Genomic DNA, 25609 nt, shown 5'->3' on the forward strand with positions numbered 1-25609 from the left:
CTTCAGTGTTCCTCCCCTTCGGGCAGATCGGCCGTGCCGGCAAGCAGCGATTCAAGCCGCGCCAGCACCGCGTTGGCCTCGGCCAGTTCGGTGGCCCGCGTCGCGCGCAGCCCCTCGATCTCGGCCGCCATGGCCTGATTGACCAGTTCGGGCTCTCCGATCCCCGACTGGTTGGCGTGGCGCAGCGCCTCGTTGCTGGCGCGCAGCGTGTCATTGGCCTTGCGCAGCCGCTGCAGATCCGCGTCGAGCGCGGCCAGCGCCCCGGTCTGCGCCGCGAGTTCCCGGCGCAGTTGCGCAGATCCGGCACCACCACCCTCGCCGCCCTCGCCGCCCTCGTCGTCGCCGTCCTCCTCCCCGGTCTGGGCAGAGGCCAGTTCCTCGGCGTGGCTGGCCCGCTGGCTGCGCAGCCGCTCCTTCAGGCGGCGGACCCGCGCCTCGAGCTGGGCATTGGCGGTCCTTTCCTCGTCAAGAGCCGCCTCGAGCGCGGCGAGTTCCGGCGCCGCACCGAGCGCGGTGTCCGATTCCGCATCCGGACCCGTGCCGCCGGACGGCCCCGCCTGGCTTCTGGCCGCGAGAATGTCGCAGGCCCTGCCGACACGTTCCATGGCAGCCATGACGCGGCGCTGCAAATCGTCGATCTCGCTCATCCCGGCACCTTTTTCCTGCGCCTCGCGTCGATCCCGCAGCCTGGTTCTGTCAGACACGAATCGTCGTCAGGCAGTCTCAATCAGCATTTGCCAATATCTGCTTAAAATGCCTCTCCTTCGCTTTCAACCACTTGGCGCATTCGGCGGCGCCTGCAATGCCGCTTGCGCTTGAACTTTCAGGGGCCGCTGCATATGCAGCAACCACATGCCGACATGGTGAAAGGAAGCGTCCCGTGGATCTGAACGCCCTGCGCAAAGCAAACCCCGACCACTGGTTCAAGGCCGCCGCGATCCGCGCCCTGACGCTCGATGCGGTTCATGCCGCCAATTCCGGCCATTCCGGCATGCCCATGGGCATGGCCGATGTTGCCACGGTCCTGTTCGAGAAGCACCTGAAATTCGACGCGGCCCGCCCCGAATGGCCGGATCGCGACCGTTTCATCCTCTCGGCCGGTCACGGGTCGATGCTGCTTTACGCGCTGCTCTACCTGACCGGGAACCCGGATATCACGCTCGAGGAAATCCGCAATTTCCGCCAGCTCGGCGCAAAGACCGCGGGCCACCCCGAGAACACGCTCGCACGCGGGATCGAGACCACGACCGGGCCGCTCGGCCAGGGGGTCGGCAATGCGGTCGGCTTCGCCATCGCCGAGGAAATCCTGCGCGCCCGCTTCGGAAGCAGGATCGTCGATCATTACACGTACGTGATGGCGGGCGACGGCTGCCTCATGGAGGGCATCAGCCAGGAGGCCATCACCCTGGCCGGGCGGCAGAAACTGTCGCGCCTGATCCTGCTCTGGGACAACAACAACATCACCATCGACGGCAAGCGCGAGCTTTCCGACACCACCGACCAGCCCGGGCGCTTCCGCGCCGCCGGCTGGGAGGTGATCGAGATCGACGGCCACGACCCGGCCATGATCGACGACGCGCTGACCCGCGCGCGCCACAATGACCGCCCGACCATGATCGCCTGCAAGACCCATATCGGATTCGGCCATGTGGCGCAGGACACGGCAAAGGCGCACGGGGCCCTGACCGACGACCAGCAGCTTCTCGATACCAAGGCCGCCTATGGCTGGACCGGCGGCCCCTTCGAGGTTCCGGCCGAGGTGAAATCCGCCTGGGAAGCGATCGGCGCGAAGGGCGCGCCCCTGCGCGACGACTGGGAGGGCCGCCTTGCCGCCCTGTCCGACCGCAAGCGCGCCGAGTTCGAACGTATCGAGGCGGGCGAGGCCCCCAAACGGCTTGCGGCGACCATCCGCGCGCTCAAGAAGCAGATGAGCGACTCCGCGCCCAAGCTCGCGACAAGGGCAAGTTCGGAAAAGGTGCTCGAGGTCGTCAACCCGATCATGGCCGAAACCGTCGGCGGCAGCGCCGACCTCACGGGGTCGAACAACACGCTGACCGCGGATCTCGGGATTTTCGACCTGGACAACCGCAAGGGGCGCTACATCCATTACGGCATCCGGGAACATGCCATGGCCGCGGCGATGAACGGCATGGCGCTGCACGGCGGCATCCGCCCCTATGGCGGCACCTTTCTCTGTTTCACCGATTACGCCCGCCCGTCGGTGCGGCTCGCGGCGCTGATGGAGATCCCGACCGTCTTTGTCATGACCCATGACAGCATCGGCCTGGGCGAGGACGGCCCGACGCACCAGCCGGTCGAACATCTGGCCATGCTGCGCGCAACGCCCAACATGCGGGTGTTCCGCCCCGCCGATACGATCGAGACCGCCGAGGCCTGGGAACTCGCGCTGACCTCGACCCGGACGCCCACGGTGCTGGCACTCACCCGGCAGGGCCTGCCCACGGTGCGCACCGAACACACGACGCGCAACCTGACCGCGCGGGGCGCCTATGTTCTGGCCGATGCGGTGGGCAAGCGGCAGGTGATCCTGATCGCGACCGGATCCGAGGTCGAGATCGCGCTCAAGGCGCGCGACCTGCTGCAGGCGCAGGATATCGGCACCCGCGTCGTCTCGATGCCCTGCATGGAGCTTTTCGCCGAACAGGAGGACAGCTATCGCCGCCGCGTGCTGCCTGCCGGTGCGGTTCGGATCGGCATCGAGGCCGCCGTGCGGCTCGGCTGGGACCGCTGGCTTCTGGGCGAACGCGGGCGCGAGGGCAAGGCCGCCTTCATCGGCATGGACAGCTTCGGCGCCTCGGCTCCGGCCGGTGACCTGTTCCGGTTCTTCGGCATCACCGCCGATGCGGTGGCGCAAAAGGCGCGCGACCTGCTGGGCTGATGCCGGCCCCGGCTAGCGGCGGCTAGCGACCGATGAGCCGCCGCACCCCGCGCGCCGCGTTGCGCGCGAGGGGCATGGCGATCTTCTGAACCAGCGGCAGCAGCACAAGACCGGCCCCAAGCCCGAGCATACCCCCGGCGGCGGCCTCTCCAAGCCACATCCCCGCGGCGGCAAGCGGTTCGGGCAGCGGCGCCGCCACCATCGCCCCGATGTCATGCGCCAGCGCGGCCGGCCCGTCCAGGCCCAGGTCCGCAGACCCGTGCAGCAGGATCGCCCCGCCCACCCAGAGCATCGCCGCCGTGCCGATCGTGCTCAGCAGTTGCAGCGCATGGGGCATTGCGCGCACGATCACGCGCCCCGAGGCCCGAACCGCACCACTGCGGCCGCGCCGTGCGAGGAACAGGCCGAAATCATCGGCCTTCACGATCAGGGCGACGCTGCCATAGACCAGCGCCGTTATCCCGATGGCCACGACGGCGAGGACGAGTGCCTCCTTCCAGATGGTCTCGTGCGGGATGGCGGCCAGGGCGATGGTCATGATCTCGGCCGAGAGAATGAAATCCGTGCGGATGGCGCCCCGGGCTTTCTGCTCCTCGAGCGCGACGGCGCCCGCCACCTGTTCTTCGGCCTTGTCATGGCCAGAGCCGAACGCATGAACGATCTTTTCCGCACCCTCGAGCGACAGATAGGTTCCCCCCAGCATCAAGAGCGGCGTGATCAGCCATGGCGCAAACCCCGAGAGCAGCAGCGCGACAGGAAGCAGATAAATCAGCTTGTTGCGCAACGATCCTCTTGTGATGCGCCAGATCAGCGGCAGTTCCCGCGCCGGCGCGATCCCGTGGACATAGCGCGGCGTAACCGCCGCATCGTCGATCACCACACTTGCGGCCTTGGCCCCGGCCATGCTGGCCTGGCCAGTGATGTCGTCGAGCGATGCCGCCGCAAGCCGGGCAATCGCCGCAACATCGTCAAGCAGCGCGAGCAGCCCGCTCATCGCTGCCCCGCCCTGCCCGCCCGGGGCCGGGACCGGGCCGCGGCTGCCTCTGCGCCGCTCGCCGGGGTTTGCGCTAACACGCTCATAATGCGGCTTTTCCTCCCTTTTTATCCGCGGACCTCCCGGCTATATCCCCAAGGAACCCCGGATCAGGAGCGAACAGAGTCATGACCATCAACGTCGGCATCAACGGATTTGGCCGTATCGGCCGCTGCACCCTGTCATATATAGCCCAGAGCGGACGTGACGACATCCGCGTGGTCAAGGCCAACGCGACCGGGCCGATCGACACGGCGGCGCATCTGCTGCGGTACGACAGTGTGCACGGCCGCTTTCCCGGCGAGATCAGGACCGGCGAGCGCATGCTCGACCTCGGCCGGGGCGAGATCGAGATGTTCTCGACCTATGACCCGAACGAGCTCGACTGGTCGGGCTGCGACGTGGTGCTGGAATGCACCGGCAAGTTCAACGACGGTGAAAAGGCCAATGTGCACCTGCAGCGCGGGGCGAAATCGGTCCTGCTTTCGGCTCCGGGCAAGAATGTGCAGAAGACGGTGGTGTTCGGCGTGAACGAGGACACGCTGGAAAAGGGCGACGTGATGGTGTCGAACGCCTCCTGCACCACCAACTGCCTTGCGCCGCTCGCCAAGGTTCTGGACGAGGCGATCGGCATCGAGCACGGCATCATGACCACGATCCACGCCTATACCGGCGACCAGCCGACGCTCGACCGCCGTCACAAGGATCTTTATCGCGCCCGCGCCGCCGCCATGTCGATGATCCCGACCTCGACCGGAGCGGCGAAGGCGCTGGGCGAGGTGCTGCCGCGCCTCAAGGGGCGGCTTGATGGGTCGGCGATCCGCGTGCCGACGCCCAATGTCTCGGCCGTGGACCTGACATTCCGCGCCGCGCGCGACGTGACGGTCGAGGACGTGAACGCCGCCGTGGCAGATGCGGTCAAGGGCCCGATCGGGCGCGTGCTCGGCTATGACAGCGAACCCAAGGTGTCGATCGATTTCAACCACACCGAGGAAAGCAGCGTCTTCGCCCCCGACCAGACCCGCGTTGTAGACGGGCGCATGGTGCGGGTGCTGGCCTGGTATGACAACGAATGGGGCTTTTCCGTGCGCATGGCCGATGTGGCGGTGCTGATGGGGCAGTTGAACGGCTGACGGCCGTGGCGCCCCGCTCCCGCTCATGGTCCGGGCTCCCGGCGCGGCGACGCGCCGGACAGGCGGCCCGCCCGATGGTGGCCCGTCCGATGGTGGGCCGCCCGATGGTGGGCCGATGACGCTGGTGCGCTGGCTTGCGCTTGCCCTGCTGCTTGGCGCCCTGCTCGCGCTCGAGCTGCTGGTTTTCGGCGGCACGCATCTTGTGTTTCTGGCCCGGCGGCTTTTCGATCTGATCGAGTGGATCGCCTTCTGGCGCTGACGGGCGCGCGCGTAACGCCCGCACCGTCCCCCCGTCTACCATCACCGTCTGGACAGACCCGCCCCGGCGGCGGTCAGCCCCGTCCCAGCCGCTCGAGCAGGGCCGTGTTCACGCGGGGCGTCACGAATTTCGAGACATCACCGCCAAGGCGCGCGATTTCCTTCACGAGCTTGCTCGCGATCGCCTGATGCTTGGCATCGGCCATGAGGAACACCGTCTCAATCGTGTCGTCGAGCACGCGGTTCATGCCGACCATCTGGTATTCATATTCGAAATCGGTCACCGCCCGCAATCCGCGCAGGATGATCTGGGCGCCCACGTCGTTCGCGCAGTCGATCAGCAGGTTCTCGAAGGGATGCGCCACGATCTCGATCCCGGTCTGCCGGCTGAGCGCCTCGCATTCGTGTTCGATCATGGTCACGCGCTCTTCGAGCGAGAACAGCGGCCCCTTGTCCCGGTTGATCGCGACACCGATCACCAGCCGGTCCACGAGCACGGCGGCGCGGCGGATGATGTCCATATGTCCCAGCGTGATCGGATCGAAGGTTCCGGCATAAAGTCCGATGCGCATCCGATGGCCCCCTGTCGGTCAAGCAACGGGGCGCACACGACCACAACCGCCGGCGCGGATCAAGCCGTCTTCGGTCGCCATGCCGGCGGGGGCCGGCATGGCCGGCATCCAAATCACCGTCCCATGATCATCCGTTCCAGCGCCTTCTTCTCCATGGCGGTTTCCGAAAGCAGGGCCTTGATCACGTCGCCGATGCTGACGAGCCCGACCATCCGGCCATCCTCGACCACCGGGATATGGCGGAAGCGGCCTTCGGTCATGCGCTCGAGCAGTTCCTGCGCGCTGGCGCTGGTGGTGCAGGTCTCGACCCGCGCGGTCATGTATTCGCTCACCTTGCCGGACAGGCAGGCCGGACCCGTTCCAGCAAGTTCGCGCACGATGTCACGTTCGGAAAGCATGCCGTCGGGCACCTCGCCATTGGCCGAGACCACGACCGACCCGATCCGGTGCCGGGCGAGAATCACCGCCGCCTCGGCAACGGTCGCATCGGGGCTGACGGTCAGAATCCCGGCCTGCGGCTTTCCCTTCAGGATCTGCTGAACAAGCATGGCGCGAACCTCCGCAACATTATTTCGTGTATGAAATCTTCAGGGCAACAACAGAAAAAGTCAAGCGGTTGTGCAGGTGCAGAAATATCCGGCGGCGCTCCGCGGAGAGCGCCTCCCCTGTTCAGCGGAGTCATGCTCGCCTATCCTCGCCTCATAGCCGAAGGGAAACTGCCATGCGGGAACTGACTCACTACATCGACGGACAGCATGTCACCGGAACATCGGGGCGCTTTGCCGATGTCTTCAACCCGGCGACCGGAGAGGTGCAGGCGCGGGTTCCGCTCGCAAGCGCCGAGGAGGTCGCGCAGGCTGTCGAGGGCGCCGCGCGGGCACAGCAGCACTGGGCCGGCGTCAATCCGCAGCGGCGCGCCCGGGTATTGATGGAATTCGTCCGCCTGCTCAACCGCGACATGGACAAGCTGGCCGAAGCCCTGTCGCGCGAACATGGCAAGACGCTTCCCGATGCGCGGGGCGACGTGCAGCGCGGGCTCGAGGTGATCGAGTTCTGCATCGGCGCGCCGCATCTGCTCAAGGGCGAATACAGCGGCAACGCCAGCCGCGGCATCGACATCTATTCCATGCGCCAGCCGCTCGGCGTGGTCGCCGGCATCACGCCGTTCAACTTTCCGGCCATGATCCCGATGTGGAAAATGGGCCCCGCCATCGCCTGCGGCAATGCGATCGTCATCAAGCCGTCGGAACGCGACCCCACGGTGCCGCTGATGCTGGCCGAACTGATGTCCGAGGCCGGGCTTCCCGACGGCGTGCTTCAGGTGGTGAACGGCGACAAGGGGGCGGTCGATGCCCTGCTCGACAGCCCCGTCATCCAGGCGGTGGGCTTTGTCGGCTCGACCCCGATCGCCGAATACATCTATGCGCGGGGCTGCGCGAACGGCAAACGGGTGCAGTGTTTCGGCGGCGCCAAGAACCACATGATCATCATGCCCGATGCCGACATGGACCAGGCCGCCGATGCGCTGGTGGGTGCGGGCTATGGCGCGGCGGGCGAACGCTGCATGGCCATATCGGTCGCCGTGCCCGTGGGCGATGCCACCGCCGACCGGCTGATGGAAAAGCTCGTCCCGCGGGTCGAGGCGCTGAAGATCGGTCCCTATACCGGCGGCGACGACGTGGATTTCGGCCCCGTCGTCACCGCGGCCGCGCGCGACAATATCGCCCGGCTCGTGCAGTCGGGCATCGACCAGGGGGCGGAACTCGTGGTGGACGGGCGCGATTTTCACCTGCAGGGCTACGAGAACGGCTTTTTCGTCGGTGCGCATCTTTTCGACCACGCCACCACCGAAATGGACATCTACCGCAAGGAAATCTTCGGCCCGGTGCTCACCACCCTGCGCGCGCCCAGCTACGAGGATGCGCTCGCCATGGCCTCGAGCCACGAATACGGCAACGGTGTCGCGATCTTTACCCGCGACGGCGACACCGCCCGCGATTTCACCGAACGGGTGAATGTGGGCATGGTCGGGATCAACTTTCCGATCCCGGTGCCGCTGTCCTATCACAGCTTCGGCGGCTGGAAGAAATCGGCCTTCGGCGATCTGAACCAGTATGGCCCGGATTCCTTCAAGTTCTACACCAGGACCAAGGTCGTGACCTCGCGCTGGCCAAGCGGCATCCGGGAAGGCGGTGATTTCAGCATCCCGGTGATGGAGTGACCGCCCTTAGGGGGTTGAGCCTGGCGCAAATCCGCCACAGACCGGCCCCGCCCCTGTGGGAGAGTTATCACATCCGCGCGAAGCTCCGTTCGTCATGCTTCATTTCCACCGGGCGCAGGAATATATTGCGCAACAATTTCATTGGAACTTCAGGGCAGTCACATGTCAGATTCGCGCTTTTCCCGCCGTCGCGTCCTTCTTGCCGGAGGCGCGGTCCTGTTCACACCCGCCATCCTGCGGGCGCAGGACGTGCCAATGCCGGTCGACGAGGCCTTTCCGGCGGTCGAGCCGGCCATCCGCGACCAGTATCCGGTCAAGCGCAACAGCTCCGCCTTCATCTGGCAGGACTGGCGCGACCATTTCGATTCGCTCGGCAAGGGGGCAATTCTCTGCGACACCGTGAGCCGCGCGGTCCATTACTGGGGCGGGGACAACGAGACCTATCGCCTTTACCCGACCTCGGTTCCCATGAGCGACGAACTGACCAAGCGGGGCTATACCAGCGTCGTGCGCAAGAAGGTCGGCCCCACCTGGACGCCGACCGCCAACATGCGCGAACGCGACCCCTCCCTGCCGGCCTTCATGGACGCGGGCCCGGGCAACCCGCTCGGCACCCATGCGATGTACCTGACCTGGCCCGCCTATCTGATCCATGGCACCCATGACACGCGCAAGATCGGGCGCCAGAGCAGCTCGGGCTGCATCGGGCTTTACAATCCGCATATCAAGCAGCTTTTCGAACTGACCGAGATCGGCACCCAGGTGCGGATCATCTGATCCGCCGCACAGCCGCAAGCGATGGAAAGCGCCCTGTCCGGGGCGCTTTTTTCGTTGCCGGAAACGGGTTGCACGGCGTTCCCCGGACCGGGCCGCCAAGGCCCTGCCCGATGGGCCGGCCCGGACCACGCTAGGACTTTCTTCATTCCTTTGCCGCTAGTGTCGACACTCCATGACTGAAAGGCGCGGCTGATCGTATGAGGGTGACCATGCAGGAGCGGAGTGCAACCACGGACCTGCCCGCGCGCCGGGCGGACAAGGCGGCCGCGGTCGCGGTGCCGCCCGTGTCTTTCGGCCCGAGCGAAAAGGCCGCGATCGTCGTGCGCCTGCTGCTGAACGAGGGCGCGGATCTGCCGCTTGAGGACCTGCCCGAGGATCTCCAGCTGCGCCTCGCGCGGCAGATGGGGCGCATGGGGCTGATCGAGCGTCATGCGCTCGAAGCGGTGGTCGAGGAATTCGCCCAGGCGCTTGACGGAATCGGGCTGACCTTTCCGCGCGGCATCGCCGAGGCGCTTTCCGTGCTCGACGGCACCATCAGCGCCGAAACCGCCGAGCGCCTGCGCAAGGAGGCCGGGGTGCGCCGCGCCGGCGATCCCTGGCTGCGGCTCCAGGCGCTGCCGCTCGACGAGTTGAAAACCATCGCCGAGACGGAAAGCACCGAAGTGGCGGCGGTGCTCCTGTCCAAGCTCGAGACCGCAAAGGCCGCCGAACTGCTGGGCCACCTGCCCGGCCCGCTCGCACGCCGCATCACCTATGCGATCTCGCAGACCGGCGCCGTCACCCCGGATGCCGTTGATCGCATCGGCCTTTCGCTGGCAAGCCAGCTTGACCGGAAACCGCCGGTCGCCTTTGCCCATGCGCCGGACGAGCGGATCGGCGAGATTCTTACCCAGTCGGCAAGCCTCACGCGCGACGACATGCTGAGCGGCCTTGACGAAACGGATGCCGAACTGGCGAAACTCGTGCGCCGGGCCATTTTCACCTTTCCCCATATTCCGGCCCGCGTGACACCGCGCGACGTGCCCCGCGTGATCCGCGCGGTGGAGCAGGACCAGCTGATCGCGGCGCTGACCGCCGCGAAGGACGACCCCGCCAGCGCCGCGGCGGCCGATTTCCTTCTTGCGAATCTCTCGACCCGGATGGCCGATTCCCTGCGCGAACAGATCGAGGAACGCGGCACGGTGCGTCCGCGCGACGGTGAAATCGCCATGGGCGCGGTGGTCGCCGCGATCCGCGACCTTGCACGGGCGGGAGAAATCGAACTGGTCCCTCCCGGGGAAGAGACGCCGGACTGACACCTCCCGCCCCCCGCGCTGCGCCGATTTGAGACGGGCAGACGGCATGGCTTGCCGCATTCACGGCCGGCCGGATCAATCGCGATACGCGACCCGCGACGCAACGCAGCGCAGGCGGGACGGCATCCCGCCGGGGTTGCGGATATGCGGCGTCGCGCGCAGGACCGGCGCCATTCGTCGCTGGCGCATGCGCGCGCGCCCCTTCATGCCTGCCTGGACGATCCACCATCCCCGGGCCGGTCAACCAGTCGCGCAGCGCGGTGCGGTGCGCGCACGCGCCCCATGCTTGTCGTGCCGCTGCTGCGCGTGTATCTGCGGCCTGTCGAATGTTTTCCGTTCCGGGCGATCATGGCGAATGAAACCGAACCCCTTCCCTGGTCGCGGCGTGCGCGTTACTGGACAAGCGATTTTTTCCTGCGGAACCTGATCCGTTTTGCCGGGCTCGTGCCCTATGGCTGGCGGGTGCCGATGATGGGCCGGCTGACCGCGCGGCTGGCCCCGCTTGCGGGTTACGACAAGCGGGTGCGCGCCAATCTCGCCCATGCCTGCCCCGGCCTGCCGGAGGCGGAAATCCGGCGCCTTTGCCGCGCCGTCCCGGACAATGCCGGGCGGTCCATGATCGAGCTTTATGCCGGGCGCCCGTTTCTCGAACATGCCCGGGCCGCGCCGATCACGGGGCCGGGATTTGCCGCGCTCGAAGCGGCACGCGTGGCCGGGCGGCCCGTCATCCTGATGACCGGCCATATCGGCAACTACCTGGCCGGGCGGGCCGGGCTCGCGGCGCGGGGGTTCGAGATGGGGGTGCTTTACCGGCGCATGAGCAACCCCTATTTCAACGCCCATTACGTCGCGGCGCTGCGGCGCACCGGCGAGCCCCTGTTCGAGCAGGGCCCGCGCGGCATGATCGCCATGGTGCGCCACCTGCGGGCGGGCGGGATGATCGCGATCGTGGGCGACACCTATGTCCACGGCGGCGCGCCGCTGCGGTTCTTCGGCCAGATCGCGCCGACATCCACCGTCCCGGCCGAGCTTGCGCTCAAATACGGCGCGGCACTCATCCCCGCCTATGCGCTGCGGGCGGCGGACGGGCTGAATTTCGACCTGGTGGTGCAGGAGGAGATTCCCCACAGCGACCCGCTGACCATGACCCAGGCGATCAATGACGGGCTGGAACAGGTGGTGCGTGCCCATATGGATCAATGGTTCTGGATCCACCGCCGCTGGAAGCCCTGGCTGACGCCCTCTGCCCGGGTGACGGCGCCCGAAGGCTGACGCCGAGACCGCGCCCCCCGCGCCAAGGGGCGGGCGCAAAAGGCCGGCGGGCGAACGCCCGGGTCAGCGCACCCGAGCCGCGGCGATGATCGGGCCCGGCCCCTCGCGCTGGATCAGCACCGCCGCCGCCGCCTCGCCCGGAAGCTCGGTGCTGAGGTCGAGCGGCGCGCGCCCGTCCCAGCGTTCGAGCGTCTCCCATTCCTCGACCACGTTCACATAGTCGATATGGTGCCCGGCATTCTCGCCGCCGGTGATCTCGACCCGCCGCAGCGGCGCATAGCGCACGAGCTGCACCAGAAGCGCCCCGCCCTCGGGCAGGCGGCGCAGCACATGCGCCCGCAGCCGCAGCCTGTGCCCGGTCCGCTCGGCGTTCAGCACCATGCCGACGGGACGGCCGCGCTCGACCATGATCCGTTCGGCCAGTTTCATGGGGCGTGCGCCGGCAATCACATGCTGGCCGCCAACAACGATCTGGGGCGTATAGATCATGCTGCTGCCCTCCATCCGCGCATAGGCTTTCTGCCGCTCGGTGTGATGGGGGCGGGCAAAGGCATCGACCCAGCCGAGATAATCCCAGTAATCCACATGCAGCGCGAGCGGAAGCACATCCTCGCGCCCGGCCAGTTCGGCCAGCATGGCATCGGCCGGCGGACAGCTTGGACAGCCCTGCGAGGTGAAGAGCTCGACGACCACGGGGCCCGCCTGCGCCGCCCCGTCCGGCACCGGGACGATGGGAGCGGCTTCCTGCGCATGAGCGAAGCTTATCAACAGGAAACAGAGGCCGGCGGCAAGGCAGAGGACTGGCTTCATCGAATGCGGCTCACCTTCGTTGCGGTCCCCGGTCTAGCGGTGCGCCTCTGCGGGCACCAATCAATCTTTGTTGAGAAAGGGGGTGGTCGAGAAACGGGCTGGCATTAGTGTATACATTTGCATACATGATAGCGGAAATTACCCGTTGCTATTGAAGCCACGGGCACGTTGATACAGACAAGATACCAGCCAGCCCGGACATTCCCAGAAGAAAGAGACCCGAATCATGCCAATCGTTGTTGGAAAGGAAAGCTCCGCCAGCCGAAGAACCCTGAACGTCAGCGGCCGCGACTATGCCTATTACTCGATTCCCGCCGCGAGCGAGGCGGGGCTTGGCGATTTCACCCGCCTGCCCGCGGTGCTGAAGGTCGTGCTCGAGAACATGCTGCGTTTCGCCGACGGCAAGACCGTCACCCAGGACGACATCCGCGCCTTTGCGACCTGGGCCGAGAACGGCGGCCGCAACCCGCGCGAGATTTCATATCGCCCGGCCCGCGTCCTGATGCAGGATTTCACCGGCGTGCCGGCGGTGGTCGATCTTGCGGCCATGCGCGACGGGATCCGGGCCCTGGGTGGCAAGGCCGAGCAGATCAACCCGCTGAACCCGGTGGACCTCGTGATCGACCATTCGGTGATGGTCGATGAATTCGGCACGCCCCGGGCCTTCCAGGTCAACGTGGAGCGCGAATACGAGCGCAATATCGAACGCTACCAGTTCCTGAAATGGGGCCAGAGCGCATTTGAAAATTTCCGTGTCGTGCCGCCGGGCACCGGCATCTGTCATCAGGTGAACCTTGAATACCTGTCGCAGACGGTCTGGACCGACACCGACCAGAACGGCGAAACCGTTGCCTATCCCGACACGCTGGTCGGCACCGACAGCCACACCACCATGGTGAACGGGCTCTCGGTGCTCGGCTGGGGCGTCGGCGGGATCGAGGCCGAGGCGGCGATGCTCGGCCAGCCGATTTCCATGCTGATCCCCGAGGTCGTGGGCTTCAGGATCACCGGCGCGCTGCGCGAGGGGGTGACGGCGACCGACCTGCTGCTGACCGTGGTGCGGATGCTGCGCGAACATGGCGTCGTCGGCAAGTTCGTCGAATTCTTCGGCGAGGGGCTCGACCACATGCCGCTCGCGGATCGCGCGACGATCGGCAACATGGCGCCCGAATACGGCGCCACCTGCGGCTTTTTCCCGATCGACGACGAAACCCTGCGCTACCTGCGCCAGACCGGCCGCGAGGAAGAACGCATCGAACTGGTCGAGGCCTATGCCCGGGCGAACGGCCTCTGGCGCGACAAGGATTACGAGCCGGTCTATTCCTCGGTGCTGGAGCTTGACCAGGGCGACGTGGTGCCGGCGATCTCGGGCCCCAAGCGGCCGCAGGATTACGTGGCGCTCGACAATGCCGCGAGTGCCTTTCACGATTACGTCTGCAGCACCCGCGACCTGCCCAAGCCCAAGGACGACACCACCTCCCGCTGGGGCGGCGAGGGCGGCGCCTGCAAGCCCGAGCACCTGCCCGGCCACCGCGGCCATTACAAGTCCGGCAAGGTCGAGGGCGAGGATTACTATCTGCATGACGGCTCGGTCGTGATCGCGGCGATCACCTCCTGCACCAACACCTCGAACCCCTATGTGATGATGGCCGCGGGGCTCGTGGCGCGCAAGGCGCGCGCGCTCGGCCTGACGCGCAAGCCATGGGTCAAGACCTCGCTCGCGCCCGGGTCGCAGGTGGTGGCCGAATACCTGCGCAGCGCCGACCTGCAGGAGGATCTGGATGCGCTCGGCTTCAACCTCGTCGGCTTCGGCTGCACGACCTGCATCGGCAACTCCGGTCCGCTGCAGCCCGCGATCTCGCAGTCGATCACCGACAACGATCTCATTGCCGTCTCGGTGCTGTCGGGCAACCGCAACTTCGAGGGGCGCATCTCGCCCGACACGCGGGCGAATTATCTGGCCAGCCCGCCGCTGGTCGTGGCCTATGCGATCGCCGGCGACATGAACATCGACCTGACCCGCGATCCGCTGGCGATGGACAAGGACGGAAAACCGGTGTTCCTCAAGGATATCTGGCCGACCACGAAGGAAATCGCCGAGATGGTGGAATCCACCGTCACCCGCGAGATGTTCATCGACAAGTATTCGGACGTCTTCAAGGGCGACGACCGCTGGCGCGAGATCGAGACCACCGACAGCGAAACCTATGACTGGCCGCCGCAGTCGACCTATGTGCGCAATCCGCCCTATTTCCGGGACATGAGCCCCGAACCCGGCGAGATCGACGACATCAAAGGCGCGCGCATCCTCGCGCTGCTCGGCGACATGATCACCACCGACCATATCAGCCCCGCCGGTTCCTTCCGCGATTCCTCGCCCGCCGGGCAGTATCTGCTGGAGCATCAGGTGCCGGTGCGCGCCTTCAACTCCTACGGGTCGCGGCGCGGCAACCACGAGGTGATGATGCGCGGCACCTTCGCCAATATCCGCATCCGCAACGAGATGCTGGACGGGATCGAGGGCGGCTATACGTTCGGTCCCGACGGCAAGCAGACCTCGATCTATGACGCGGCCATGGCCTGGCAGGATCAGGGCGTGCCGCTCGTGGTGATCGGCGGCGAACAGTATGGTGCGGGGTCGTCGCGCGACTGGGCCGCGAAGGGCACGCTTCTGCTCGGTGTGCGGGCGGTGATCGCCGAAAGCTTCGAGCGCATCCACCGCAGCAACCTTGTCGGCATGGGGGTGGTCCCCTTCGAGTTCACCGGCGGCGACACGCGCGCGACGCTCAAGCTCAAGGGCGACGAGAGCTTCACCATTGAGGGGCTCGAAACCGTGACGCCGCAGGCGGATGTGCCCTGCACCATCACCTATGGCGACGGCTCGACCCGGGACATCACGCTGAAGTGCCGGATAGATACCGCGATCGAGATCGAATACGTCAAGCACGGCGGCGTCTTGCATTACGTGCTGCGCGATCTGGCGAAGGCCTGACCCTGTCGTCATCGGCCTGAAAGACCGAAAAGCCCCGGCAGCGCCGGGGCTTTTTCATTGCGCCGCGAATTCACTGGGGCCCGGTTTCCGTGCCGGGAACCGGTGCCGTCCCGCCCCGCGCGAGGCGCAGGCCGCGCCGCGAGGCCCGGCGTAGGATTCGGCAAGCTACCAGACAGGAAATTCATGGCAGGTAAGGAATCCATGACTGTTTCCCATCACGCAAAAAGCGCATGTTGAAGCTGTTCCGAAGATTACTCTTCGCAAGAGTTACCGGTGAAAGACCCTTGCAATATCAAGGTGTTCTGATCCGGCTCCGGTTCCGGCGCGTATTGCTCCGCGTCGCGGTCGGCATATTTGACTTGCCCACACTCCCCTGATGACACGGGCGGTCAAAAGCGTGCGGGGTTGCATCCGATGGTGCAGCCCCGCATTGCTGTCCGATGGCCGCAGGCGCCGCGCATTCGGGGCATCTGACATGCAAAAGGGCGGCCCGAAGGCCGCCCATTTCATGGCTCCGCTTTGTCGTCGGTCAGCCCTGAACGGCCTTGGCGACCTCGGAGGCGAAATCCTCGTCCTTTTTCTCGATCCCTTCGCCGACGGCCAGACGGGCAAAGCCGGTGATGGTCGCGCCCGCCTCTTTCGCTGCCGCGCCGACGGTCAGGTCGGGGTTGATCACGAAGGACTGGTTGAGCAGGGTCGATTCCGCGACGAACTTGCCCATGCGTCCCTCGACCATCTTTTCGATCACCGCTTCGGGCTTGCCGCTTTCGCGGGCGATTTCCATCTGCAGCTGGCGTTCCTTCTCGACCACCGCCGGGTCAAGCTCCGCCTCGCTGAGCGCGGCCGGGTTCACCGCGGCGATATGCATGGCGACCTGACGGCCGAAGGCCTCGTCCCCGCCGCTCAGCGCCACCACCACGCCGATCTTGCCCATGTCGTCGGCAGCAGCGTTGTGGATATAGGAAACGACCGTGTCGCCTTGAACCTGCGCCATGCGGCGCAGCGTCATGTTCTCGCCGATGGTGGCGATCATCGCGGTCACGGTGTCCTCCACCGTCTTTCCGCCCAGATCGGCCGCTTTCAGCGCCTCGATATCCGCAACATTGACGGCGGCCCCGGCAATGTCGGCCACCATCTTCTGGAAATCGGCGTTCTTGGCGACGAAATCGGTTTCCGAGTTCACCTCGACCGCGACGCCCTTGCCGCCCTCGACCCTGACCGCGACCAGCCCTTCGGCGGCGGTGCGGCCGGATTTCTTGGCCGCCGTCGCCAGACCCTTGGTGCGCAGCCAGTCGATCGCGGCTTGCATGTCGCCACCGGTTTCCGTCAGGGCCTTCTTGGCGTCCATCATGCCGGCACCGGTGGTGTCGCGCAGTTCCTTGACCATGGATGCAGTAACTGCCATCGCTGGGTTCTCCTCAAGACAGCTTGGGGGCAGCCGGGCCGCCCCCTGTTTTCAATAACCTGTCGCGCCCGCAGCGGGCGCGCCGCTGCGCAAGGGGCGCGTCAGCTCCGGGCGGCTTCGGCAAGCGCGCGGGCGGCGGCGTCGATGTCGCTCGCCTCGCCCTCGTCCGCGGCGGGTGCCGCGGTTTCGGCCTCGGCGGCGGTGTCGTCCTCGGCCAGCGCCTCTTCGACCGGGGCCTCTTCGAAGGCGCCGATATCGACTCCGGCGGCGCCCAGTTGGGCGCTCATGCCGTCAAGCGCCGCGCGGGCGACCAGATCGCAGTAAAGCGCGATGGCGCGGGCCGCGTCGTCGTTGCCCGGAATGATATAATCAATCCCGTCGGGCGCGCAGTTCGTATCCACCACGGCCACGACCGGAATGCCGAGCTTGTTCGCCTCGCTGATCGCCAGCGCTTCCTTGCGCACGTCGATCACGAACAGCAGATCGGGCAGCCCGCCCATTTCGCGGATGCCGCCAAGGCTTGCCTGCAGCTTGCCCTGGTCGCGCTCCATCCCGAGGCGTTCCTTCTTGGTCAGCCCGGCAAAGCCCTGCTCGGCCTGCTCGTCGATCTGGCGCAGGCGCTGGATCGACTGCGACACGGTCTGCCAGTTGGTCAGCGTGCCGCCAAGCCAGCGGTGGTTCATGTAATACTGCGCCGACTTCTCGGCCGCCTCGGCGATCGGCTGGCTGGCCTGCCGCTTGGTGCCGACGAACAGCACCCGGCCGCCCTTGGCCACGGTGTCGCGGATCACCTGCAGCGCCTGGTCGAGCATCGGCACGGTCTGCGTCAGGTCAACGATGTGGATGCCGTTGCGCGCGCCATAGATATAAGGGCCCATGCGCGGATTCCAGCGCTGGGTCTGGTGGCCGAAATGCACGCCGGCCTCAAGCAGCTGACGCATGGTGAACTCGGGAAGAGCCATGTTCGTTTCCTTTCCGGTTTGATCCTCGGCGGGGCATCCGACGCGTTTCGCGCCAACCGGCGGACCGGACGGGGATGTCTGTCCCGAACGGCCCAACCCCGCCTGCGGGTTGAATGCCCCCGCTTAGGTCATCACACCGGAATGTGCAAGGGCGCAGCCGTATTTCACGCGCGATCCGGCCGGGCAGGCAGGTGCTCGCGCAATTCGCGATGCCCGGCCTCCACCGCGGCGCCGGCCTGCGCGGCAAGCGTTTTGCGATCCGCGAAATCCCGGACGCGAAGCGGCGCGTGCAGGATCACGCCGACCCGCCCCCCGCGCGGTGCCGCGAGCACCTTGAGAAGATGGGGGGCAAAGTCCATCTCGCCCCACCAGCCATGAAACCGCGGCGAAGCGGCACCGCCCATCAGGGGCGGTGCGGCGTAAAAGACGCTCGCCGGCTGCACCGCGAGCCGATCCTTCAGCGCGGGAGACAGGAACGCCTGAAACAGCGTGCTCTTGAACGGCAGCACCTGCAGGCCGTCGGTCGATGTGCCCTCGGGAAAGAACAGCAGACGATGCCCGGCCAGCAGGCGCGTTTCAAGCAGCGCGGTCTGCGCCCGGGCCTCGCGCCGGTCGCGGCGGATGAACAGGGTGCCGGTCGCCCGCGCGAGCCAGCCGATGCCGGGCCAGCGCGCGACCTCGGATTTCGACACGAAATAGATGCAGTCCACCGCATTCAGCACGAAGATATCGAGCCATGACGAATGATTGGCCACCATCGCCCCCTGCCCGCCCATGGGATGCCCCCGGATGAGAAGTTCGACGCCGAGGATCCGCAGCGCGTTGCGGCAGACGAATTTCGTGATGTGGGGCGTGACCGGGCGGCGCAGCCCGCACAGCGGCCGCTCGGCCAGCCGCAGAAGAAGCAGCACCCCAAGCCCGCCAAAGACCAGCAGGACCAGCGCCGGGCCGCGAAGGGTCACGCGCAGCCAGCCGGCAAGGCCGGGAGGCGGGGCCGGATCGGGAACGGCCTCGTTCCAGCTTTCGCTCATGCGCCGCGCGCACCCGCGTAGATCCGCGCGCGCGCCTGGTCGAGCCGGCGGGTATCCAGCAGCAGGCAGACATCGGTGGTGTTGAAGGCATGGTCGAGCCAGGCCCCCTCGCCCACCATGCCGCCAAGGCGCAGATAGGCCTTGATCAGCGCCGGCATCGACACCATGGCGGCGCGCCGGTCCAGCTTTTCGGGCGGCAGGCGGTCCATGGCGACGAAGTGATCGGGCCGCGCGCGCACGCGCAGGTCGGGCGGCGCGAGGTGGTGATGATGCAACGCCGAAAGCGGCTGCGCGAGCCGTTCGGGATCGGTGCCGTGAAAGCTCGCCACGCCGAACAGGATTTCGATTTCATGCTCCGCGACATATTCGGCAAGCGCGTTCCAGAGATGATACATCGCCGCTCCGCCCCGGTAGTCGCGATGCAGGCAGGACCGCCCGAGTTCGAGCAGGCGCCGCCCGCCGCGGCGCAGCGGCGCAAGATCATATTCATCTTCGGAATAGAACTGCCCCGCCGCGCGCGCCTGATCCTCGCGCATCAGGCGATAGACCCCGACCACCTGCCCGCTGTCGTCATCCTGCAGAAGCAGATGATCGACGAAAGGATCGAAGCGGTCACGCTCGATCCCGGCCGCGTGATCGACCAGCGTCCCGCCGCCGCCAAGCTCGCGCACGAAGACGTCATAGCGCAGCGCCTGCGCGGCGCGCAGGTCGTCCTCCGTCGCGGCAAGCCGGACGGAAAATGCAGGGGCCTGCGCTGGCATGGCATGTCGCGACACTGGTCTGCTCCGTATTCCCGGGCGCTGATAGCCCAAAGCGGCGGGGCGTGGCAATCGGCTGGACCAAGAGCATTCCATTGCGCCCCAACACGCGCTATGCCAGCAAAAGGCCCGGCCGATTGCGTCGCACACAGACACAAAGGCAGATATCGGCCGCAACCTGTTGTTTTTACCGAGTAAGGGCGCAGCCGCCGGGCAAGGGCGCGGACGCCCGGAGGATACCCCCATGAACGAGGCGCGCTTCAGCCTGGCCGAACTGATCGGCTCGCGCATCTGTCACGATCTGATCAGCCCGGTCGGGGCCATTTCCAACGGCCTTGAACTGCTCGAGCTTTCGGGTCAGCCCCGCAGCCCCGAGATCGACCTGATCGCCGACAGCGTCCGCAACGCCGGCGCCCGGATCCGCTTTTTCCGCATCGCCTATGGTGCGGCCGGCAACGAATCCCTCAGCAGCGGTGAGGTGCGGGACATACTCGCCAGCGCCACTTCCGGCACGCGGTTCACGGTGCATTACGCGCCCGAACGGCCGCAGCCGCGCGCCCTGCTGCGGCTCGCGTTCCTTGCCATGCAATGCTGCGAGACGGCCATGCCGCGCGGCGGCGATCTGACCATCGGGACGGCGGGCGCCTCCTGGCAGGTCACGGGCGCGGGCCCGCGGATCGAGCCCGATGCCGCGCTCTGGGCCCTGCTCGGGCGGGACGCAGACCCCGCCGCGGGAGATCCGGGGCGGGCGATCACGCCGGCGCAGGTGCAATTCGCGCTGCTGCCGGCGCTGGTGAGGGCGGCGGGGCGCGCCCTCGTGCCCCGGATGTCGGACCAGGCGGTTTCGCTGCGGTTCTGAGCCGCGCCGGCCCGCTCAGGGCCGCGTGGTGCCGTTGCCGCGCACGAGATACTTGAAGCTGGTCAATTGCTCGGCACCGACCGGACCGCGCGCATGCAGCTTGCCGGTCGCGATCCCGATCTCGGCCCCCATGCCGAATTCACCGCCATCGGCGAACTGGGTCGAGGCGTTCTGCATCAGGATCGCGCTGTCGAGCCGGGCAAAGAAGTGCTCGGCCGCCGCCTTGTCCTCGGTCACGATGCAATCGGTGTGGCCGGACCCGTATCGGCGGATATGGGCGATCGCCCCGTCGATGTCATCGACCACCCGCGCCGCCATGACGGCATCGAGAAACTCCTGCCCCCAGTCGGAATCGGTCGCGGCAGTGGTTCCCGCCACCCGGTCGAGCGGCGGGGCGACGCGCATCTCGATCCCGGCGGCGATGAGCGCCGAAACCGCATCGGCCCCGATCGTGTCGGCGATGTCGCGGTGCACGAGCAGGCATTCGGCGGCACCGCAGATCCCGGTGCGGCGGGTCTTGGCGTTCAGCACCACGGCGAGTGCCTTTGCCGGATCGGCCTTCTTGTCGAGATAGACATGCACGATGCCCTCGAGATGGGCAAAGACCGGCACGCGGGCCTCGCGCTGGACCAGCCCGACCAGCCCCTTGCCGCCGCGCGGAACGATCACGTCGATATGGTCGGTCATGGCCAGCATTTCGGACACCGCCGCGCGGTCGCGGGTCGGGACCAGCTGGATCGCGTCCTCGGGCAGGCCGGCGGCGCGCAGCCCCTCGATCAGGCAGGCATGGATCGCCCGCGCCGAATGGAAGCTTTCCGAGCCGCCGCGCAGGATCACCGCGTTCCCCGCCTTGAGGCAGAGCGCCCCGGCATCCGCCGTCACGTTGGGGCGGCTTTCATAGATCACGCCGATCACGCCGATCGGGGTGCGCACCCGCTGGATATGGAGCCCCGAGGGCACGGTCCATTCCGCGATCACCGCGCCGAGCGGATCGGGCTGGGCCGCGACATTGCGCAGCCCCGCGGCGATCGCTTGCACGCGGGTCGGATCCAGCATCAGCCGGTCGAGCATCGCCGCCCCGAGCCCCTTGTCCCGCGCAAAGGCCAGATCCTGACCGTTGGCGGCGATGATCGCGTCCGCCTGCGCCATGATCGCATCGGCCGCGGCATCGAGCGCGGCGGCGCGCGCCTCGCCCGGGGCGGTCGCAAGCTGGGCGGCAGCGCTGCGTGCACGGGCGCCGATGTCGGTCATCAGCGCATGGATGTCGTCGAGATCTTTCATGCGTTTCACCTCATGAGCACCGTATGAACACCGTATGAACACCGTCGCGTCGTCAACTTTACGCCTCCGGCGGGGATATTTCGGGCCAGAAGAAGCCTCTGGCCGGGGCATCAGAGCGCCATGTCGTCGCGGTGGATCAGCACCGCGCGGCCCGGATAGCCGAGTATGGCCTCGATCTCGTCGCTGTGGCGGCCGCGGATACGGGCCGTTTCGGCAGAGGTATAGCGCGTGAGCCCCTGCCCCAGCTTGTGCCCGTCCGGGTCGAGAATGGCAACCGGCTCGCCGCGCCCGAAGCGCCCGCTGAGCGCGGTGATGCCGGCGGGCAGCAGGCTCTTGCCGTTCTTCAGCGCCGCCGAGGCGCCGGGGTCGATGGTGATGGTGCCGCGCGGTTTCATCGCCGCGATCCAGCGCTTGCGCGCGGTCTGCGGGTCGAGCTGGGCAAGGAACCATGTGGCAGGCGCGCCTTCCGCAAGCTGCCGCAAGGGGTTGTCGCGGGATCCTTCGGTGATCGCCATGGCGCAGCCCGCCGCGGTGGCAAGCTGCGCCGCCAGCAGCTTGGTCTTCATCCCGCCCTTGGAAAGGCCCGACCCCGCATCGCCGGCCATGGCCTCGATCTCCGGCGTGATATGGTCGATATGGTCGAAGCGGCGCGCGGCCGGATCGCTGCGCGGGTTGCCGGAATAGAAACCGTCCACGTCGGAGAGCAGGATCAGCTGATCCGCACCGAGCGTCACCGCGACCTGCGCGGCGAGCCGGTCGTTGTCGCCATAGCGGATTTCGTCGGTGGCGATGGTATCGTTTTCGTTGACGATCGGCACGGCCCCGAAGCCGAGCAGCGCCTCCATGGTGGCGCGGCTGTTGAGATAGCGCCGCCGGTTGCTGCTGTCGTCGAGGGTGACGAGAATCTGCGCGGCGGTGATGTCGTGGCGGGCGAGCGCCTCTTCATAGGCGCGGGCAAGGCGGATCTGGCCGACCGCGGCGGCGGCCTGCGACTGTTCGAGCGCCAGATCGCGCGCGCCGAGCCCGAGCACCCCGCGCCCGAGCGCAATCGAGCCCGAGGAGACCAGCACCACGTCCTTGCCCTGCGCCTTCAGCCAGGCGACATCGTCGGCCAGGCCGCGCAGCCAGCCGGCCCGCAGCCGCCCGCTCGCCCCTTCGACCAGCAGAGCCGAGCCGACCTTGACCACGAGGCGGCGCGCGTCACTCAGGGCTGCCATGGGTGATCCTCTCCGGCCTGTTCCCGCTCCGCGGGCCTGATATGGGGGCGCAGCGCGCGCAGAAGATCGCGGATCCCCTCGCCGCTCGCGGCCGAGATCGCGAATACCGCCTGTCCGCTCGCCGCCTCGAGTGCGGCCTGCGCCTCGGCCCGGGCCCCGGCATCGAGCGCGTCGATCTTGTTCAGGGCGATGATGCGGGGTCTTGCGGCAAGACCCGCGCCATAGGCGGCAAGCTCCTGCAGGACCACGCGATAATCCTGCGCGACCCTGTCCGATGTCGCATCGACCAGATGCAACAGCACGCGGCAGCGTTCCACATGGCCGAGAAACCGGTCGCCGATGCCGCGTCCCATATGGGCGCCCTCGATCAGGCCGGGAATGTCGGCGATGACGAACTCCGCGCCGTCGACGGCCACGACCCCGAGATTGGGATGCAGCGTGGTGAAGGGATAATCGGCGATCTTCGGCCGTGCGTTCGAGGTGGCGGCGAGAAAGGTGGACTTGCCCGCATTCGGCAGGCCAACGAGCCCCACATCGGCAATCAGCTTGAGCCGCAGCCAGAGCGTCCGCTCGACCCCGGGCTGGCCGGGATTGGCGCGGCGCGGCGCCTGGTTGGTCGCGGTCTTGAAACGCAGGTTGCCGAACCCCCCGTTGCCGCCACCGGCCAGCAGGACGCGTTCGCCGGGGCGGGTCAGGTCGGCGATCACGGTCTCCTGGTCCTCGTCGAGGATTTCGGTGCCCACCGGCACCTTCAGGACAATGTCGGCGCCGTTCCGGCCGGTGCGCTGGCGCCCCATGCCGCCCTGCCCGTTGCCGGCAAAGAAATGCTGCTGATAGCGGAAGTCGATCAGCGTGTTCAGCCCCTCCACCGCCTCGGCATGGACCGAGCCGCCGTGGCCGCCGTCCCCGCCGTCGGGCCCGCCGAATTCGATGAATTTCTCGCGGCGGAAGCTGACCGCACCCGCGCCGCCGGCGCCGGAGCGGATATAGACCTTGGCGAGATCGAGAAATTTCATGCCGATGCTCCGAATATGCGCGCGATGTCAGCGTTTCAGCCGGCAGCTGTAGGTCCAGGTCGGCACTGTTTCATTGCGTGCCACGCAGAAGCTTTCGGCATCGCCCAGATACTCGAACCCGCAGTGGATCAGCACCCGCGCCGAGGCCGGGTTGTCCTGGAACACCGATGCGAACATGGTCTCGCTGCCGAGCGGATTGGCATTCACGAGCGCCTTGACCGCATCCGAGGCGAGCCCCGTGTTCCAGTAAGCCGGCGCGACCCAATAGCCGACCTCGGACTGGTTGCGGTCGAGCTTGGCCAGCGAGACGACACCCATCACCTCGGCACCGCCGGATTTGGTGCCGTCCATGACCCAGACATCGCTCGGCCGGTCGCGGGCCATGGAGCGTGCGACAAAGGCTTCGGTCGTGCCGGACGGGAGCGGATGCGGAATCGCGGTGGTCATCCGCGCGAGCCGCTCGTCGCTCGTGTGGCGCTCGATCAGGTCGGTGTCCGTGCACCGCAGCGGGCGCAGGTCGAACCGTTCGGTCCTGATGACGGGCTGCGGTATGATCGTCTCGATCTTCATACGGTGTTGTCCTCCCTTGCAGGCGGGTCGTCGGCACTGCGGCCGCGCGCCATGCCGAACGTCGCGCGCCTGTCCTTTCGGGGGTCGGCAAACGAAAAAGGACCGGCGCCGCCGGTCCCCGTTCGCAAGCTTGCCGATGGCGGCTTATTCGGCAGCGGGTGCGGCTTGTGGAAGCACGGATACGAAGGTGCGCCCCTTCAGGCCCTTGTGAAAGGTCACCGCGCCGGATTCGGTGGCAAAGATCGTGTGATCGCGCCCCATGCCGACGCCCTCGCCCGGCCAGAAGCGGGTGCCGCGCTGGCGCACGATGATGTTGCCCGGAATGGCCGATTCGCCACCGAAGAGCTTGACGCCAAGGCGCCGGCCGATGGAATCGCGGCCATTGCGCGACGAACCGCCTGCTTTCTTGTGTGCCATGGTCTCTCTCCTTATTCCTTGGCCAGCGATCTGGCCTGTTCGACCCAGCCGTCACGCTCGATCCGCCCGCCGAGCGAAAGCTGCTCGTTGATGGCGGCGATGTCGGCGTCGTTCCAGCCGGCGATCTGGGCAAAGCTGGTGATGCCGGCCCCGTGCAGCTTTTTCTCGAGCGCCGGCCCGACGCCGGTCAGCTTCTTGAGATCGTCGCTCCCGGCAGCGGTGTCAACGGTGCCCTTTGCCGCGCCGCTCGATGCCGAACCGTCCGCCGCACCGCGCGGAGCCGAGCCCGCGCCCACCGCGGCCTTGACGCCCGAATCGGCCGCACCCGCGGACAGTATATCGGTCACGCGCAGCAGCGTCAGCTTCTGGCGGTGGCCCTTGGTGCGCTGGCTGCCGTGCTTGCGGCGGCGCTTGACGAAATGGATGAGCTTCTCGCCCTTGATCTGGTCGATCACCTCGGCCTGGACGGCCGCGCCCTCGACCAGCGGCGCGCCGATCACCGGGCTGTCGCCGCCAAGCATCAGAATTTCGTTGAACTGGACCTTCTCGCCCGCCTCGGCGGCGAGGCTCTCCACCCGCAGCACATCGCCCGGGTGCACCCGGTACTGCTTGCCGCCGGTCTTCAGAACCGCAAACATGGTCTTTTTCCCTTTGCTCCGCGTCCTGCGGTCTCCGGCTTGCCGGATGTTCGCGGCCCTGACGGCCACCTCGGACAGCGCGCCCCGCCGAACCGCGAAGCGAATGACATGAAACCGGGCACGGCAGAGCGCGACCCGGTGCGCAGCTTATGACGGCCGGACGCGGTGCTGTCAACTGCGCCGTCACAAGCTG

Annotated in this window: 24 protein-coding genes; 9 read left to right on the plus strand and 15 right to left on the minus strand. The window is 67.2% G+C overall.

Annotation, left to right across the window (positions count from 1 at the left end; translation table 11 throughout):
- Positions 1 to 2 precede the first annotated feature (2 nt).
- Positions 3 to 647, minus strand: a complete 645-nt coding sequence (locus tag B0B01_RS02040; RefSeq protein ID WP_076646831.1) for a hypothetical protein — start codon at positions 645 to 647, stop codon at positions 3 to 5.
- Between the two features lie 233 nt (positions 648 to 880).
- On the opposite strand from B0B01_RS02040, the gene tkt reads away from it, so the two are divergent.
- Positions 881 to 2899: a transketolase gene (gene tkt, locus B0B01_RS02045; protein ID WP_076646833.1), complete on the plus strand. Its 2019-nt coding sequence runs from the start codon at positions 881 to 883 to the stop codon at positions 2897 to 2899.
- A gap of 22 nt (positions 2900 to 2921) precedes the next feature.
- Here the strand turns inward: tkt and B0B01_RS02050 are convergent, their stop codons facing one another.
- Positions 2922 to 3893 carry a DUF808 domain-containing protein gene (locus tag B0B01_RS02050; protein WP_076646835.1) on the minus strand — a complete coding sequence of 324 codons (972 nt, stop codon included), beginning with the start codon at positions 3891 to 3893 and terminating at the stop codon, positions 2922 to 2924.
- 167 nt (positions 3894 to 4060) lie between these two features.
- On the opposite strand from B0B01_RS02050, the gene gap reads away from it, so the two are divergent.
- A complete protein-coding gene (gene gap / locus B0B01_RS02055) occupies positions 4061 to 5065 on the plus strand; it encodes a type I glyceraldehyde-3-phosphate dehydrogenase (protein ID WP_076646837.1) in 1005 nt (334 codons plus the stop codon).
- Between the two features lie 115 nt (positions 5066 to 5180).
- Positions 5181 to 5324 (plus strand): hypothetical protein, encoded by a 144-nt coding sequence (locus B0B01_RS13245; protein WP_200805399.1) that lies wholly within the window; start codon positions 5181 to 5183, stop codon positions 5322 to 5324.
- A gap of 73 nt (positions 5325 to 5397) precedes the next feature.
- Here B0B01_RS13245 and coaD read toward each other — a convergent pair whose 3' ends face one another.
- Together coaD and B0B01_RS02065 are read right to left on the minus strand one after the other, a co-directional pair.
- Positions 5398 to 5895, minus strand: a complete 498-nt coding sequence (gene coaD / locus B0B01_RS02060; RefSeq protein ID WP_076646840.1) for a pantetheine-phosphate adenylyltransferase — start codon at positions 5893 to 5895, stop codon at positions 5398 to 5400.
- A 113-nt stretch (positions 5896 to 6008) separates the two neighbouring features.
- Entirely contained in the window at positions 6009 to 6443 is a 435-nt protein-coding gene (locus B0B01_RS02065; protein WP_076646842.1) for a CBS domain-containing protein, read from the minus strand.
- Positions 6444 to 6616: 173 nt separating this feature from the next.
- Here B0B01_RS02065 and B0B01_RS02070 point away from each other — a divergent pair, with 173 nt between their 5' ends.
- The 4 genes from B0B01_RS02070 (at position 6617) to B0B01_RS02085 (ending at position 11460) form a co-directional block, all read left to right on the plus strand.
- A complete protein-coding gene (locus B0B01_RS02070; protein ID WP_076646844.1) occupies positions 6617 to 8116 on the plus strand; it encodes a CoA-acylating methylmalonate-semialdehyde dehydrogenase in 1500 nt (499 codons plus the stop codon).
- A gap of 162 nt (positions 8117 to 8278) precedes the next feature.
- Positions 8279 to 8893, plus strand: a complete 615-nt coding sequence (locus B0B01_RS02075) for a L,D-transpeptidase (protein WP_076646846.1) — start codon at positions 8279 to 8281, stop codon at positions 8891 to 8893.
- Positions 8894 to 9090: 197 nt separating this feature from the next.
- Positions 9091 to 10188, plus strand: a complete 1098-nt coding sequence (locus B0B01_RS02080; RefSeq protein WP_234967685.1) for a flagellar motor switch protein FliG — start codon at positions 9091 to 9093, stop codon at positions 10186 to 10188.
- Between the two features lie 348 nt (positions 10189 to 10536).
- A complete protein-coding gene (locus B0B01_RS02085) occupies positions 10537 to 11460 on the plus strand; it encodes a lysophospholipid acyltransferase family protein (RefSeq protein ID WP_076649994.1) in 924 nt (307 codons plus the stop codon).
- 63 nt (positions 11461 to 11523) lie between these two features.
- On the opposite strand, the gene B0B01_RS02090 is transcribed toward B0B01_RS02085, so the two are convergent.
- Entirely contained in the window at positions 11524 to 12270 is a 747-nt protein-coding gene (locus B0B01_RS02090; RefSeq protein WP_083945988.1) for a DUF1223 domain-containing protein, read from the minus strand.
- Between the two features lie 226 nt (positions 12271 to 12496).
- On the opposite strand from B0B01_RS02090, the gene acnA reads away from it, so the two are divergent.
- Positions 12497 to 15262: an aconitate hydratase AcnA gene (acnA, locus tag B0B01_RS02095; protein ID WP_076646848.1), complete on the plus strand. Its 2766-nt coding sequence runs from the start codon at positions 12497 to 12499 to the stop codon at positions 15260 to 15262.
- A 529-nt stretch (positions 15263 to 15791) separates the two neighbouring features.
- Here the strand turns inward: acnA and tsf are convergent.
- From tsf to B0B01_RS02115, 4 genes are all read right to left on the minus strand, one after another.
- Complete coding sequence (tsf, locus tag B0B01_RS02100) at positions 15792 to 16667, minus strand: translation elongation factor Ts (RefSeq protein WP_076646850.1); 876 nt, start codon at positions 16665 to 16667, stop codon at positions 15792 to 15794.
- Positions 16668 to 16768: 101 nt separating this feature from the next.
- Complete coding sequence (gene rpsB / locus B0B01_RS02105; protein WP_076646852.1) at positions 16769 to 17629, minus strand: 30S ribosomal protein S2; 861 nt, start codon at positions 17627 to 17629, stop codon at positions 16769 to 16771.
- Positions 17630 to 17793: 164 nt separating this feature from the next.
- Positions 17794 to 18660, minus strand: coding sequence for a lyso-ornithine lipid O-acyltransferase (locus B0B01_RS02110; protein WP_076646854.1), 867 nt, complete (start codon positions 18658 to 18660; stop codon positions 17794 to 17796).
- Positions 18657 to 19421 carry an L-ornithine N(alpha)-acyltransferase gene (locus tag B0B01_RS02115; protein WP_076646856.1) on the minus strand — a complete coding sequence of 255 codons (765 nt, stop codon included), beginning with the start codon at positions 19419 to 19421 and terminating at the stop codon, positions 18657 to 18659. The genes B0B01_RS02110 and B0B01_RS02115 overlap by 4 nt, the downstream gene beginning before the upstream one ends.
- Positions 19422 to 19662: 241 nt before the next feature.
- On the opposite strand from B0B01_RS02115, the gene B0B01_RS02120 reads away from it, so the two are divergent.
- Positions 19663 to 20277 (plus strand): histidine phosphotransferase family protein, encoded by a 615-nt coding sequence (locus B0B01_RS02120; protein WP_076646858.1) that lies wholly within the window; start codon positions 19663 to 19665, stop codon positions 20275 to 20277.
- Between the two features lie 15 nt (positions 20278 to 20292).
- Here B0B01_RS02120 and B0B01_RS02125 read toward each other — a convergent pair whose 3' ends face one another.
- The 6 genes from B0B01_RS02125 to B0B01_RS02150 form a co-directional block, all read right to left on the minus strand.
- Positions 20293 to 21558 (minus strand): glutamate-5-semialdehyde dehydrogenase, encoded by a 1266-nt coding sequence (locus B0B01_RS02125; RefSeq protein ID WP_076646860.1) that lies wholly within the window; start codon positions 21556 to 21558, stop codon positions 20293 to 20295.
- 110 nt (positions 21559 to 21668) lie between these two features.
- Positions 21669 to 22775, minus strand: coding sequence for a glutamate 5-kinase (gene proB / locus B0B01_RS02130; RefSeq protein ID WP_076646862.1), 1107 nt, complete (start codon positions 22773 to 22775; stop codon positions 21669 to 21671).
- A complete protein-coding gene (obgE, locus tag B0B01_RS02135) occupies positions 22763 to 23791 on the minus strand; it encodes a GTPase ObgE (RefSeq protein WP_076646864.1) in 1029 nt (342 codons plus the stop codon). The genes proB and obgE overlap by 13 nt, the downstream gene beginning before the upstream one ends.
- Positions 23792 to 23818: 27 nt before the next feature.
- Positions 23819 to 24361 (minus strand): GNAT family N-acetyltransferase, encoded by a 543-nt coding sequence (locus B0B01_RS02140; RefSeq protein ID WP_076646866.1) that lies wholly within the window; start codon positions 24359 to 24361, stop codon positions 23819 to 23821.
- 144 nt (positions 24362 to 24505) lie between these two features.
- On the minus strand, positions 24506 to 24778 hold the full coding sequence (rpmA, locus tag B0B01_RS02145; RefSeq protein ID WP_076646867.1) for a 50S ribosomal protein L27: 273 nt from the start codon (positions 24776 to 24778) through the stop codon (positions 24506 to 24508).
- 11 nt (positions 24779 to 24789) lie between these two features.
- Positions 24790 to 25416, minus strand: coding sequence for a 50S ribosomal protein L21 (locus tag B0B01_RS02150; RefSeq protein WP_076646870.1), 627 nt, complete (start codon positions 25414 to 25416; stop codon positions 24790 to 24792).
- Between the last annotated feature and the right edge of the window lie 193 nt (positions 25417 to 25609).

The sequence above is a fragment of the Pontibaca methylaminivorans genome (genome assembly GCF_900156525.1).
Classification (GTDB): Bacteria; Pseudomonadota; Alphaproteobacteria; order Rhodobacterales; family Rhodobacteraceae; genus Pontibaca; species Pontibaca methylaminivorans.

Coding starts and splice junctions, on each gene's coding strand:
- proB (WP_076646862.1), bottom strand. CDS start 22,775: ATGGCAGCCCTGAGTGACGCGCGCCGCCTCGTGGTCAAGGTCGGCTCG.
- B0B01_RS02080 (WP_234967685.1), top strand. CDS start 9,091: ATGAGGGTGACCATGCAGGAGCGGAGTGCAACCACGGACCTGCCCGCG.
- B0B01_RS02125 (WP_076646860.1), bottom strand. CDS start 21,558: ATGAAAGATCTCGACGACATCCATGCGCTGATGACCGACATCGGCGCC.
- tsf (WP_076646850.1), bottom strand. CDS start 16,667: ATGGCAGTTACTGCATCCATGGTCAAGGAACTGCGCGACACCACCGGT.
- B0B01_RS02150 (WP_076646870.1), bottom strand. CDS start 25,416: ATGTTTGCGGTTCTGAAGACCGGCGGCAAGCAGTACCGGGTGCACCCG.
- B0B01_RS02120 (WP_076646858.1), top strand. CDS start 19,663: ATGAACGAGGCGCGCTTCAGCCTGGCCGAACTGATCGGCTCGCGCATC.
- B0B01_RS02070 (WP_076646844.1), top strand. CDS start 6,617: ATGCGGGAACTGACTCACTACATCGACGGACAGCATGTCACCGGAACA.
- B0B01_RS02140 (WP_076646866.1), bottom strand. CDS start 24,361: ATGAAGATCGAGACGATCATACCGCAGCCCGTCATCAGGACCGAACGG.
- gap (WP_076646837.1), top strand. CDS start 4,061: ATGACCATCAACGTCGGCATCAACGGATTTGGCCGTATCGGCCGCTGC.
- rpsB (WP_076646852.1), bottom strand. CDS start 17,629: ATGGCTCTTCCCGAGTTCACCATGCGTCAGCTGCTTGAGGCCGGCGTG.
- rpmA (WP_076646867.1), bottom strand. CDS start 24,778: ATGGCACACAAGAAAGCAGGCGGTTCGTCGCGCAATGGCCGCGATTCC.
- B0B01_RS02085 (WP_076649994.1), top strand. CDS start 10,537: ATGGCGAATGAAACCGAACCCCTTCCCTGGTCGCGGCGTGCGCGTTAC.
- B0B01_RS13245 (WP_200805399.1), top strand. CDS start 5,181: ATGACGCTGGTGCGCTGGCTTGCGCTTGCCCTGCTGCTTGGCGCCCTG.
- coaD (WP_076646840.1), bottom strand. CDS start 5,895: ATGCGCATCGGACTTTATGCCGGAACCTTCGATCCGATCACGCTGGGA.
- B0B01_RS02050 (WP_076646835.1), bottom strand. CDS start 3,893: ATGAGCGGGCTGCTCGCGCTGCTTGACGATGTTGCGGCGATTGCCCGG.
- B0B01_RS02065 (WP_076646842.1), bottom strand. CDS start 6,443: ATGCTTGTTCAGCAGATCCTGAAGGGAAAGCCGCAGGCCGGGATTCTG.
- obgE (WP_076646864.1), bottom strand. CDS start 23,791: ATGAAATTTCTCGATCTCGCCAAGGTCTATATCCGCTCCGGCGCCGGC.
- B0B01_RS02110 (WP_076646854.1), bottom strand. CDS start 18,660: ATGAGCGAAAGCTGGAACGAGGCCGTTCCCGATCCGGCCCCGCCTCCC.
- B0B01_RS02090 (WP_083945988.1), bottom strand. CDS start 12,270: ATGAAGCCAGTCCTCTGCCTTGCCGCCGGCCTCTGTTTCCTGTTGATA.
- B0B01_RS02040 (WP_076646831.1), bottom strand. CDS start 647: ATGAGCGAGATCGACGATTTGCAGCGCCGCGTCATGGCTGCCATGGAA.
- B0B01_RS02075 (WP_076646846.1), top strand. CDS start 8,279: ATGTCAGATTCGCGCTTTTCCCGCCGTCGCGTCCTTCTTGCCGGAGGC.
- acnA (WP_076646848.1), top strand. CDS start 12,497: ATGCCAATCGTTGTTGGAAAGGAAAGCTCCGCCAGCCGAAGAACCCTG.
- B0B01_RS02115 (WP_076646856.1), bottom strand. CDS start 19,421: ATGCCAGCGCAGGCCCCTGCATTTTCCGTCCGGCTTGCCGCGACGGAG.